15 protein-coding genes are annotated in these 12749 nt (G+C 36.3%); 2 read left to right on the top strand and 13 right to left on the bottom strand.

The window, feature by feature from the left end; genetic code table 11:
- Positions 1-141 precede the first annotated feature (141 nt).
- The 4 genes from PT287_RS04920 to PT287_RS04905 all read right to left on the bottom strand — a co-directional run bounded on the left by PT287_RS04920 (position 142) and on the right by PT287_RS04905 (position 3099).
- Positions 142-717, bottom strand: a complete 576-nt coding sequence (locus PT287_RS04920) for a hypothetical protein (RefSeq protein WP_277133102.1) — start codon at positions 715-717, stop codon at positions 142-144.
- 103 nt (positions 718-820) lie between these two features.
- The gene (locus PT287_RS04915; RefSeq protein WP_277133100.1) at positions 821-1441 is read right to left on the bottom strand and encodes a hypothetical protein; all 621 of its coding nucleotides are present in this window, start codon (positions 1439-1441) and stop codon (positions 821-823) included.
- A gap of 14 nt (positions 1442-1455) precedes the next feature.
- Entirely contained in the window at positions 1456-2061 is a 606-nt protein-coding gene (locus PT287_RS04910) for an aggregation promoting protein (protein WP_277133099.1), read from the bottom strand.
- 192 nt (positions 2062-2253) lie between these two features.
- Positions 2254-3099, bottom strand: a complete 846-nt coding sequence (locus PT287_RS04905; RefSeq protein WP_277133097.1) for an Rgg/GadR/MutR family transcriptional regulator — start codon at positions 3097-3099, stop codon at positions 2254-2256.
- Between the two features lie 193 nt (positions 3100-3292).
- Between PT287_RS04905 and PT287_RS04900 the strand changes: the two genes are divergently transcribed.
- Complete coding sequence (locus PT287_RS04900) at positions 3293-4288, top strand: CAP domain-containing protein (RefSeq protein ID WP_277133096.1); 996 nt, start codon at positions 3293-3295, stop codon at positions 4286-4288.
- A gap of 414 nt (positions 4289-4702) precedes the next feature.
- Here the strand turns inward: PT287_RS04900 and PT287_RS04895 are convergent, their stop codons facing one another.
- From PT287_RS04895 to PT287_RS04860, 8 genes are all read right to left on the bottom strand, one after another.
- Positions 4703-4831 (bottom strand): hypothetical protein, encoded by a 129-nt coding sequence (locus PT287_RS04895; protein WP_277133094.1) that lies wholly within the window; start codon positions 4829-4831, stop codon positions 4703-4705.
- A gap of 131 nt (positions 4832-4962) precedes the next feature.
- Positions 4963-5457: a GNAT family N-acetyltransferase gene (locus PT287_RS04890; RefSeq protein ID WP_277133092.1), complete on the bottom strand. Its 495-nt coding sequence runs from the start codon at positions 5455-5457 to the stop codon at positions 4963-4965.
- A 26-nt stretch (positions 5458-5483) separates the two neighbouring features.
- Entirely contained in the window at positions 5484-6137 is a 654-nt protein-coding gene (locus PT287_RS04885; protein WP_277133091.1) for a PBECR4 domain-containing protein, read from the bottom strand.
- Positions 6138-6410: 273 nt separating this feature from the next.
- Complete coding sequence (locus tag PT287_RS04880) at positions 6411-7241, bottom strand: hypothetical protein (protein WP_277133090.1); 831 nt, start codon at positions 7239-7241, stop codon at positions 6411-6413.
- 11 nt (positions 7242-7252) lie between these two features.
- Complete coding sequence (locus PT287_RS04875) at positions 7253-7936, bottom strand: TetR/AcrR family transcriptional regulator (RefSeq protein ID WP_277133089.1); 684 nt, start codon at positions 7934-7936, stop codon at positions 7253-7255.
- Between the two features lie 168 nt (positions 7937-8104).
- Positions 8105-9085: a ribose-phosphate diphosphokinase gene (locus tag PT287_RS04870; RefSeq protein ID WP_277133087.1), complete on the bottom strand. Its 981-nt coding sequence runs from the start codon at positions 9083-9085 to the stop codon at positions 8105-8107.
- Between the two features lie 112 nt (positions 9086-9197).
- Positions 9198-9854 carry an alpha/beta hydrolase gene (locus PT287_RS04865; protein WP_277133086.1) on the bottom strand — a complete coding sequence of 219 codons (657 nt, stop codon included), beginning with the start codon at positions 9852-9854 and terminating at the stop codon, positions 9198-9200.
- Positions 9854-10693, bottom strand: a complete 840-nt coding sequence (locus PT287_RS04860) for a glycosyltransferase family 2 protein (protein ID WP_277133084.1) — start codon at positions 10691-10693, stop codon at positions 9854-9856. The genes PT287_RS04865 and PT287_RS04860 overlap by 1 nt, the downstream gene beginning before the upstream one ends.
- Positions 10694-10833: 140 nt before the next feature.
- On the opposite strand from PT287_RS04860, the gene PT287_RS04855 reads away from it, so the two are divergent.
- The gene (locus tag PT287_RS04855; RefSeq protein WP_277133082.1) at positions 10834-11799 is read left to right on the top strand and encodes a DUF1002 domain-containing protein; all 966 of its coding nucleotides are present in this window, start codon (positions 10834-10836) and stop codon (positions 11797-11799) included.
- Here PT287_RS04855 and PT287_RS04850 read toward each other — a convergent pair whose 3' ends face one another.
- Positions 11800-12690, bottom strand: a complete 891-nt coding sequence (locus PT287_RS04850; RefSeq protein WP_277133081.1) for a ribonuclease H family protein — start codon at positions 12688-12690, stop codon at positions 11800-11802.
- Between the last annotated feature and the right edge of the window lie 59 nt (positions 12691-12749).

Here is a 12749-nt window from a genome sequence, read left to right as displayed (position 1 = left end):
GAGAAAACAAAGATGAATATTTATCAAATCATAACGTTCGTCCTGCTTATCGCAAACTTGATTTTAGAAATTTTGAACTATCGCGATAGCCGTAAAAAATAACTTGTTCTAAAGACAGCGAAAATAATTATTCGCTGTCTTTTATTTTTGCAATTTACAATAATTCTCATACAAAAAATTATCTTTGCTAACAATATCTATCGTAGTTATCCTTGAAATTTCTAGCGCCTGATTACTAATATTACTGTCTGAATCCCAATCTCGATAATAACTAGCTTGATCAAGTATCACATAATCCTCACTGACAGCAATTACTTTGCCGGTATTTGATAAATCGTACCCCGCAATATTCAAGCTAACGACATCGCCATTGTTACAATGATAATCTAGTAAGTCATTGATGTTGTTTTGTGGCACTTTTGAATATTTTGTTTGCAAGTTAAACGGATCAAACAGGCTCCGTTGCTTTTGCAAAGCAATATATGAATTAAAAATATCAATATATTTAGACTCCGTGATTACATCTTCGATGTCAGATTTTTGATATAAAACATAGGCGTCAAGTGCACCATACTCATCAATGGCTTCAAATACACAGTAATCAACAGTCTCAGATACTAAATATCCAAGTAAAAAGTCTTCTGCATTTCTACTTTTTGAATAAACTTGTAACAAAACATTTTTATTCAGATATTTGTCGAAAAGAATCTGCACCATTTTTGCCTCTTTAAATCACACTTATTATCAAAATAATTCTACAAAAAAATTGATATACCTGCTACTTATGGCAAATATATCAATTACAATTTATTTTAAATTATTAAAGCGAGCCAATTAATAAAACTGGTAAATTCGCATAAGTTGGGGAGTTCAGCCATTCTTGCAGCTGCTTAATTGAAGTCTTAGCAAGTTTCTTGTTATGCCCTGTTAATTTAGCAGCAAGTTTCTTAGCTTTGCCAAAATATTGCTCGGCTTTTTTAGTATCAGTCGCACTAATTACTTTCTTCTCTGCTTTAATCAATGGCTTCAGCGCCTTAACAGTTTTTCTTTTGTTGTAAACGCCTGATGCAAAGTCAGTCCAACCATGATACTTGCCATTCTTAGAAACAAGATGAACAAAAGAACCATTTTTTATTTCTTTAGCTTGGTCAATCTTAAAAACAACATTCTTTTTGACGAGCTTTTGAACATATTTTTTACTATATGGCTTAGCATTCAGTTCTGGATATAAAGAATCCTTGCCTGCACCTTTAGCTAATTTAAAAGTATAACCTGCCTTAGCTAGCTTATTAGTCCACGCTTCGTTTATTGTCTGTTCAGTATTTACATTTTGAGTGTCTTGAACTGAATTTGTTGTATCAGCTTGTACAGAGCTAGTGGTTACCGCACCAGATGCAAGCATTAAGACTGCACCAATTATTGCTAATCTTTTGTTCATCATAATTTTCCTCCTAATTAATACCAGCCATAGCTTTGCCAATGTGCCTTAGCATTTACCCATGAACCATATCTATTTTTGACATATCTATTGGCAGTTTTTTCTTGATTTGTTTTACTAAAGTCACCATTTAAATATGATTGATCTAATTGAAATCTACCATAATATCTACCATTACGAGCAGTGTAACTATAGCCAGATTCTCTTTTAGCAATCCAATTTTTAGCTGAACGGTTAGCTGCACTCAAGGTATCATAATATTTTGCTTTAATACTTGCTGGAACATTAGCATAAGGACTAACTGCTCTAGTCAAAATCAAGTCCATGTCTGTATATGCATTTTGTGGCAAATAAATTGGTGTACCATTAGGCAATGCAACATCCGGATCAACATTGGCATTAAGCTTCTCTAGTGTTTTTAATTCAACACCATTATTTTGAGCAATTTGTCTCAAAGAATTGTTGTCACGGTTAGCAACTGGAGCAATATTTGCTGAAACTTCTTGATCATTAGCAACTTCAGTTGTTGCTGCTGAAACATTACTAATACTTGTTAATGCAACGGGAGCAATCATACCTAAAATAGCTGCTGCTTCACTTAAAACTTTTACTGTTTTTTTCATAATAACTTTTCCTCTCAACATTGATATTTAACTGTTAAAAAATCACAAATATAAATAAACCTCTTAAAAAATCAAGCATTGTTATCTCCTTTCTTAACTTATTATTTTTTCTATATTCACTATAGCAAGAAAACGATTACTACAAATAAAAACTGACGTATTTGCTACTTTTAAGCAAATACGTCAGTTTTATCATATGTTTTTATCTAATAATTTTTCTAATTCTTCACTATAATATTTCATACCATTCACTACAAAATTTTGAATTATTATCTTGCATTTAGATATATGGGTTTTATCATTATCAAAATGATATTCAATCAAGTGAATTAAAAAATTTAAAACATTTTGATAAAAATAATTTTCTGGAATTATTATAATTTCTTGACTCTTATTAATAAAAAAGCCAGCTTCATCATATTGTTTATAATTAATACACATAAGCAGCATGTTAACTATTACAGCTAAAACTTTGTTTTGTACTTTTGAATTATCATTTATAAATCTATTAACTATTTTTCTAGAAATAGTTAAGTTACTAGAAAAATCAAACCACGCCATACAATCAATATACAAGCCTATATTCTTTTCATCAAAGTTATCAATATTAAAGATTTTATCTTTTAATTTTGTTAATGTTTTTGTATCTAAACCATCAAAATTATTATCAACTAGTGCTATACCAACATCTACTAATAATAATTTATCCGTTTTATTTATTAAATTACTTTCTAAAATTAGTTCCCGTATGTGTTGTAATTTTTCTTTAGAATTAGAGTAATAAGCTTCATTAATTAATCTATCTATTTCTTTATTTTCTTTATCTTGTAATTGGTCACTACTATTAAATTTGTTAAAAAATTCAGTGAATAAAATTTCGTTATATTGTAATAGCTTAATTAAATCCTCTGCTGAGATTCTATTTACGCCTTTTTCAACTCTCGCATAAAAGGATGGACTAATTATATTTCCTGCCCACTCTTTTTTAGTCTTTCCTTGTTTAAGGCGATACTCTTTTAACAATTCCCCCAAATTCATTTTGCTATCTCCATCTCAAGTTTACAACGTAATTACTTTTTTAATTATTATTATGCAATTAATTTATATCAAGGTACAAGGGCTATAATCAAAAAATATCCTCTATTCTCACCACAATTACTTTTACTACATTTTACTTTTAATTAATTAAAAATTATAAATTATGGGCTATAATAATTGCATGATTAAAAAAATGAACCTAAAAATATTCCACAAATCATTAATTATATTTGCTACTGTACTGCTGACCCTTTCTACTAGCAGCACGACAATTGCGGCGGCTGCTTTTACTCCCAGCGAAACTGCCAAAGTTGAGCAATTTCAAAAGCAATATGCCGCCCTAGATAAGATGCCGTTTAGTCTAAACAATCTGTATGTAACTAAGCCCTCTTTTACTCGCCAATTTAAGGAAGGAGTGCTAGTACCTAACTACTTGAGCGCTCAACTCAATTACATTAATTATTATCGCAGCCTTTTTGGCTTACAACCTGTTGTTGAAGATCCTGCTGATAATCTTAAATCACAAAAGACAGCTGCCGTCTTAGCTACATTGAATGCTAATCCGCTGGTTAACCAACATGGGCTGCCTTACGAAAAGCGCCCAAAGGACATTACGCGAGCTACTTGGAAAATTGCTAAGTCCACTTCCAGAACTGCCAACCTAAACTTTAACGCAGGTAACCAATCGGCCGGTGACGTCATCACTGACCTATTAACTGACCGCTATAACTTATCTGGCTTAGATACTGGGCACCGAGCATGGCTGTTATCAACGCGCCTGTCTTCTGTGGGTACTGGTGCAGCCTATGGCACCAATGGTTATCGTTATTCTGTTCAAAAAATCCTCAACGCTAGTGATGCATTTCGTCCAGCCAGTCAAGAGCTGGTAACTTATCCTAGCAAGGGCCTTTTTCCCTTAGAACTAGTCAACGATCCACAAATTGCGTGGTCACTCTATTTTTCTGATCAAACAATTACAACCACACCAGACATTACGATTACCGACAACACTACTGCCCAAACTTATCAGGCAACTAACGTAACCAATTATCAAGATGCTGGTTACGGCAATTTTCAAACAATTATCAGCTATCTACCGGGGGCAACACCCTTAATTGCAGGGCATGAATATGAGGTTAAAGTTCAGGGCATTTGCCAGTACAAGTTCAAATTGTTTAAACAAGAATAGCATCTTACCTCGCCAGTCTGTTAAAATATTGGTATAATTAAAAAGAAGTCCTACTAGAGTAGAACTTCTTTAAACAGCTCCGCTTTTAAAAGCGGTGGCTTAAATTATAGGTTTAGACTATCCCATAACTACCAAAGTTATCAGTGGGACGATCTTTTTATTACAATCATTTATCATGATGGTTGCTGTTGACGTAAGACAGCAGTATCCCACCAAAACACTTTTGTAACAATTGCATATTATTATGCTACCTGTTACAATACAAGTGTAATTAAAAAAGAAGCCCTGTTAGCGTAGGACTTCTTTGAACAAGCAACTCCGCTTTTAAGAGCGGTGGCTAGTTATAGTTTTTTTAGACTATCCCATAACCGGTTAAGTTATAGTTGGGACGGTCTTTTTTATTACGATCATTTATCATGATGGTTGCTGCTGATATACGTCAACAACGCCAACAACACTAAATTTGATTGCAAAATCAAAGAAATCACATCGAACGTGCTCATTAACTGCTAACCCTTTCAATAATTTGTTCCATGTTTCCATAGACAATCATCTCCTTGGAATTAAACAGCCACCGCCCTTTAAAACTTTTATTACATTGTTCAACAATGATTATAGCAAAAATAATAGCTATTTGTTATCGTTAAATTAATTTTACCAGTAACAATTTAATATTAATTGAACTTTTTACCCAAAATATCTAAATCAATTAGTCGACCAGCCATATCTGCAACCTTAGGCAAGTGACCATAGACTTGATAACCAGCAGCCTTAAATAATGCTTGACTTGGCTTATTAGTACTAAACACATAAGCCAAGATAGTGTTGATGCCCAAGCGCTTAGTCTGCTTAGCTGCGTACGCAAGTGCCTTGATACCTAAGCCTTGATATTGAAACTTAGTATCAATATATATGCTAATTTCAACCGTTGCATGATAAGCTGCTCGACCATAAAAGGACTCTAAACTTAGCCACCCTGCAAGCTGACCATCGCCCTTAATCACCCACAAGGGCCGATGGTCATTATGCTCATTAAACCATTCTTGCCTCTGACTGACACTAACAGGTTTTAAATCTGCCGTTACACTTTTACTAGCTATATTTTGATTATAAATTGCAACTATTGCGGGTAAATCTGCTTGCCTTGCTAATATAAACTCAACTGTCATTATTCCTCCTAATCTATACTTCTTAATTAGTAATGCAGCCGTTTATCAATATAATCATTTATTTTTTTAGAACAATTCTTTTGTTTACATAGACAGCTCTTTAAATGCGTAATCTTGTTCTCTTCTATTATTGCAACTACATCAAAAGTGGTCAGAGTATGAGTATCATTTACTGATAAGTTCAATAAAGAAAGCGGAAAATGATCACCATTAGCATCAGTATCAATAGCTATTCCTACAACATCAGCCTTAGTTCTTACCAAATTATCATAATGAATTTTTACCAGCTTATCACCAATAGATATTTTGGTTTCTAAACTATCCAACAGACCAACTTTATCAATAACTTGTAGCTTTTGAAAAGTTGTTCCATCTTCTTTAACATACAAATTCTCTAGTTTGAGATGGTTTGATCTCAAATCCTTAACAAAACCTTTAGCTCCATGATAATATTTTACTCCACATAGATGCATAAAGTGACTATTCTTAAAAGTTATCACTAAAGAACGTATTTCCCTATTATTTACTACATAAATATATTCTTTTGTTTTACCAATAAAATGGCTTTTTATTTGTAGATACGATTGCCGAATTTTAGGCAGATATTTCTTAAAGGATTTTAATTCCGAAGACGTTATTCTATGGTATTTATAATTATTATCAAGTCGTTTTTGATTCACTATTTCTCCAAAATTTCTCCCCAAAAAAAGTCGGTAACTTTTACGCTACCGACCTTAAACAAGTTTTTCTGTTGCCAGCCAACTATCTGGGATATGCCCAGCTTTATATATCTGGTTTTTCTGTTGCCAGCCAACTATCTGGGATATGCCCAGCTTTATATATCTGGTTTTCTGTTGCTTGATCAACTAAAAGAGTTTTCCTCTTCGCTACTATGCTAACACAAAATATTTAAATCTCCAAATAACAATACTAACTTTTTGTTAAAATAATTATTAATTATTCGGTGAAGTAATTTCCCAAGGGATAGTACTTAGAATATAAACAATGACGCCAGCAATTACAAAGTCTAAAAAGATACTGCTACTTATCTCAAGCAAATAACCTAAAACTGCAAAATTCGCTACATTGAATACTACTGGAATTAGGGCAAGCAATCCAGCAATCAAAATTAACCAAAAGCCAGCCCACATCCCCGCAGCAGTAACATCATGAATGAGCATCTTAGTAGGCATCATCGTTATCATTTCTTCAATTAACGACTTCAGACTAATAAGAGTTACCACAATGATAATAATATTTACAATGAGTAACAGCAGTGCAATATTCGCACCAACTTTAATCGTATTTAAGCTAAAAGCATCGACAACCTCATATGGTGCATTATCTCCTTGCTTCTTTAATTTTTCCTGTACCAATTGCGCATCACTAGACGAGCCCTGATCGATATTTAAATTAATATCATGCAGAATTTGCTCGGCTAACTTGAGATTATCAAACTTAAACAAGTGAATGCCAAGCGTGTAATCAATAATGTGATCAGCAATCGGCTGGGTTTGCTTGCTGGTTAACAAATTTGAGTTGCCATCTTGATTAGCGCCAATCATTTCTGCCAGCGTATCAAAATGACGATTAACTTGCCTAACCACAACGGCATCATTGTTGCTAGTTCTAATTTGCCCCTTCATAAACAAAGGATTTAAAAAAGTCCCAGTAACCATCATCAGCGTCACAGTTAGAAAGATAATAAAGGACAGCACCTTTTTATACTGGGTGTTCTGCTCTTGATTTACTCTGCGCAAACCAGCTCGCGCGCCATTTGTCATATTATTCCCTTCTAACACACAATTTCTTTGCCTTCAGCAAACATGGTATCAATTGCATGATGAACCTTTTTGATATCGATTGACGCAATAATTTTATGACCATCACTAAGTGCCTTTTTGATTTGCTTAGTTGAGCAATGCAAGAAAGTGTACATCAATGAACTAGTTGCATAATCCGCCATCTGCTGCGCCGACAGACCATGTAAATCACGGTCGCGATATAGTCGGCCAACTCCGGTAACAACAAAGGCAATACCTGTTTGTACATCATCAAAATTGTATTTGTCTTCAGCAAACAGCCGATTCTGTGTAATCCAGCCTGTTAGCATTCTGCTCCAATTGTCCAGTGTTTCATTACTTGCAAAAGCTTCGGAAATGATCCGGTCAAGGCCGCGATCAGAAATTCCCAATTTTGCAATTGTATAAATAAAAGCATCAGTCCGAGCACAAATATCACTGTTTTTAGTTTCATTAAATTCTTCAACTTGTCTGTCCAAGGTATTGAGCAAATTGCGAACAACATCATCGGTCAGTTTAGCCTTATGTGAATAATACGATTGCAGTAATGATTTAGAAATTCCAGATTTCTCAGCAATCATTTGAAAAGAAACATTATCCATTCCATTTTCTCTAATTAAGTGAAATGTGTTACTTAAAATGATTCTTCTTCTTTTATAATTCTTTCGTCTTGCCATAATTTTCTCTCTCCGTTTTCCTATACATCTTGTTTTATTATAACAATGATGTGGAATAAATAAACAAAAAGGTATTGAACTTAACTAAAAGTCACATATTAAAGCTATATTCATCCTTTGCCAGAGTAGAATTTTAGCATATCAAAACACAGGGCTGTTATATACTAGTTACTTCAAATTACTTTCACTAATTAGATGCATTGAACGGTCATTATAAACACAATTTATTCCTCGCGCTAAAAGCAAATCAACCGAAATTCGCACCATTCTGTCTGGATAATGCTTGTGTCTAATCGTATCAGTAACAACAATTTGCTCAATAGGTAACTCATTCAACACTTCTGTTGCATCTTGAGATAATAACGCATGAGTAGCCGCAACATAAACCTTTTTAGCACCTGCAGCCATTACTGACTTAGTTGATGAAGAAATCCGTGAACCGGTATCAATCAAGTCATCAACGACAATACACTTTTTGTCTTTAACATCGCCAATCATGTTATGAACATCTGCATCATAACGAGCACGGCGTTGGTCAACAATTGCAATTGGCGCATTAAAGATTTGACCAAAATTCCGAGCCAGCTTAGCACCAGAATGGTCAGGCGATACGATTACTAAGTCGTCATCGTCCTTAGTTGCAATCCCATTGTCCAAAAAATATTGCCCTAAAAGCGGCAGTGCGTGCAAATGGTCCACAGGTACATTATAAAAGCCCTGAATTTGCGAAGCATGAAGGTCAAGTGCAATTAAGTGGTCCATCCCTGTTAATTGCAACAAGTTAGCAACTAATTTAGCAGTAATTGGTTCCCGTGACCGCGTTTTAGTGTCTGAGCGTGAGTACGCTAAGTATGGCACCACAACGTTAACTCGGTGAGCTGAAGCTCGGTGCAGAGCATCTAGCGTAATTTCTAACTCCATAAAGTTTTCGTTAACTGGATCTTGAATTGACTGGATAACAAAGACATCACAGCCTCTGACACTTTCGCCGATATTTACTTGAATTTCACCATCACTAAAGTGTTGAACTGCTGTTTCAATCAACGGCTTTTTCAAAATTGCCGCGATTTTTTCATTTAAAGCTGGATTCCCGCCTAATCCAATTAGCTTCATTGGATGCATTAATTCCAAGATTTCTTCCTTGTTCATAACTACCTCTTCATCAAAAAATACTATCTTTTAATCTATTATAACCAAAAAACACTCTTCCTGACTAGGAAAGGGGGAATTTCTAACAAAAAAGCCGAGTTTTATCCCCGCTTTACTTGAAAAAGTCTTCCATTAAGTTCAACAACTTAAAACTATTTATTGCATAGCTATTGTGCTTCTGCCGTGGCATGACAAGTAGTTGTCCTTGCGGAATTATCTGGCTGTACCAGCGCACATGCTCAACCTTGACCCAATCCTTTTCACCGACAACGCAGTAAGTTGGGATTTTTATTGCCTTCAGACTATCAACAGACATAAAACTTTCGGTCAATTCCACCTGACTATCACGGTCAAAATGTAAATACCGTAAAACGCCTTCGGTTAAGTAGTGGTAAGGCCGAATGCCATTACCATTGACAAAAACACTAGCAACCATCAATTTTTTGAAAACATGCTGGTCCTGACTAGCCAACATCATGGCAACAAGACCACCAGCATCAAAGCCAAAGCAATAACAACCCCGAATATTAACCTGCTTAATAAAGGTCGCTACATCCTCAACTTCTGTTTGGTAATGCTCGGCAATCTCGCCCTCGCTTAGACCATGGCCACGCATATCTAAGACATAAACCGTATAATAAAGCGACAGTGGCGCCACCACTTGGTCAAACATCCCACCATCCAAGTGGTGACCGTGAAGTAATAAGAGCGGTGCCCCCTGACCTAATTTATTATAGTAAAGTTCGTTGCCGTTAACCTTTTCTCTCATTATTGATCCCTCTCACTTACTTCAACTAAGTGTTGGCTTTGCCGTTTTTGATGATGTTCATGCCACAGACTGCGGGTCACAATTTTAGCCACAATGTAATTGGCTTTAAAGTCATCTGGGATCATTTTTAGGTTAAAATTGTGCACCATGCTATCCTTGCGCTGCCAATAATGATAGAGCGGCTGACTATCGCAATAAAAGCCCTCGGTCAATGCCAAATACTGCACATTGAAAATCTGGTCTTCCATAAAGACCAAGTCTTCCACAAACCTCAAATGATGCTGACGCACAACTGCGATGCGATACCCTTTATTCCACGTATAGCCCTTAACTGGTGTTGCCAAAATATGATTGTTAAATAGCGAGCCAAGAGGGTTGCTAACAAGTTGATACGTTCTGAACTTTTTCTTCATCCCGTGGACAACTTTTTTAGTTGCCGCAATTGACCCTTGCTTGTTTTCATAATTAAGCCAAAAGCCACACGAAACCATCGCCGCATCTGGATGAGCATGGAAAGCATGCACAAAAAAGGCCGTATATCCGGGATCAACCCAATCATCACCATCATGAAAAGTAAAATACGGCGTATCGACATTCTTTAAGCCGACATTACGGGCATCAGACAGACCACCGTTGGGTTTATTAATGATTTTAAAATAACGAAACTTATCTTGGTAACTCTCCGCTATTTTACGTGTATTATCTGTTGAGCCATCATTGACAACCAGCAGCTTAAAGTTCATGTCATTTTGCACGGCCAAGTGATCTAGCGCCCGCGCTAGATACTTAGCAACATTATACACTGGCATGATGATAGTTAATTCAGGTTGCTCGAGCATAGGTCCTCCTCAATCTTATTGTTTATTATACCATCTAAAAAATTAAAAAAAACGTAAAATAAACGACACGAAATCGTAACTTGACCTTTTCCTATGAGCACCTATTATAATTAAGACATCAAAAAGGAGTTAATATTCTTATGAAAAAAATGTTTTCAATAATATCAATATTGCTAGTAACACTTGCCACGGCCTGCGAATTCACCGAGCAGCTGCAGATCGTAAAGGCCGATGATTTACCAATTATTTGTTTAGGGACATCGTTAACCGACCCGCAGCGTGATGGAACATTGAAGACCTTAACCGCACCGCTCAATGGTTCTAGTTACCAAACAATTACGATTAACGGTGAAGACCTCGTCAAGTACCTTAATCCGTCAGGCGACAACTTCACGACTGGCTCAGGCGTTTGGTCCAGTGCCATGATCCAGAAGACAGCCAGTGGCAGTGGTATCAACGTACAGATTTTAAATTATAAAGGCAGTAACAATATTACAACCATTACCGCCAACCAATACAAGAACGCCGCTTTAACCGCGGGGATTGCCGACGCTAACATTTATGTCACCAGCGCCACTCCAATCGATGGTTCCGGTGCTTTAGCCGGTGTTTATGCTGCTTATGCCAAGACTGGCGACCATTTAAACCAAAGCCAAGTAAATGCCGCTCAAGATGAGATGGGCACTTTAAGCAAAATCACTAAGGAAAACAAGGGCAAAGATGGCTACACCGATGCCCAATTAAACAATGCGATTGCTGGTGCCAAACAAGAAATGGGTAAAATCGGCAACAATATTTCCGATAGTCAAATCCATGATATTGTTAATAACCAAATTAATATTAATCATCTTGGCAACACAATTAATAACAATCAAAAGCAGCAAATTATTAACGTGTTAATTGAGGTACGTGATTCTGGTGCTCTGAAGAACCATAATTTTAAAGAACAGGCAGCGACCCTTTCTAAAGGAATCGAAAAGAATGCCAAAAATATCTTTAATAAACTCAACACGCAAGAGAACCGCAACTGGTTTGAACAGCTTTGGGACAATATTGCCGGCTTTTTCGATCATTTGTTTGGCGGCACCATTGTTACTATTAAGTAGTTACATTTGATCCATAAACTTGTTCAAGGTATGGTCAACAAACTCATTACCGCGATTATTAGCGTGCCCCTTAGTCCACTTAAATTCCGGATTACTAAACTGGGCAAGCAAACTATCTAGCTCTTGCCAGCCAGCTAAGTTAGCAATTTCACCCTTGGAACTTTTCTTCCAGCCCCGCTTTTTCCAACTTTTAAGCCAGCCTTTTGTAATTGGATTCAGCACGTATTGTGAATCAAGCACAAATAGCAGTGGCTTGGTATTAAAGTTGAGTTCCAATAGTTTTTTGAGGGCCTCGATCAATGCAGTCAATTCCATTTTATTATTAGTGGCACCAAACTCACCGTTTGTGCCGTAAGTTGACTTAGGCTCCCCGGCTTCCTGCCATTCAATCAGGTAAGCCCATGCAGCCTTATCCGTTGGCTTAACATGACCACCCTTATAATTACCGGTATTGCGGGTCCCACCATCAGTATAGATTGTCGCAAAATAAGTTTGATCCCTATGCACCTGAGTTTTCTTCTCGGGTGCTTTTTTAATTACTTGCCTAACTCGCGGCGATCTAGGCTTGGGCGATTGCAGCTTGGTCTGTTCACTAAAGCGTTGAATCTTAGCAATCGCATTTTGCAAGGTGTCCTCACTCTTGGGCAGCACACTTTTAGTAGCAATTGGGACGACAGCAGGCCGCTTTGCACCAGCTACATGCTTAACCGCTTTGCGTTTAGGTTTAGCAGTTGCAGGTTTATATGCTGGACCCATAAATTCAATTGCATCAGCTTCCTCATTGAAAGACTTGTACCTAGCCCCAGAAAACCCGTCAACTTGCTTTTTGGTTGCATCCCACGTACGATAAATTCCGGGAGCACGACCTTTTTTTACTGCATAAAATTTCATATGTACCTCATTATTTACTAAAAAGTTATTTGCAATGTTAGAATATAATTAATTATTAT

The organism is Lactobacillus sp. ESL0679 (assembly GCF_029433515.1).
GTDB lineage: Bacteria > Bacillota > Bacilli > Lactobacillales > Lactobacillaceae > Lactobacillus.
This window is presented reverse-complemented; position numbering and strand designations above follow the sequence as displayed.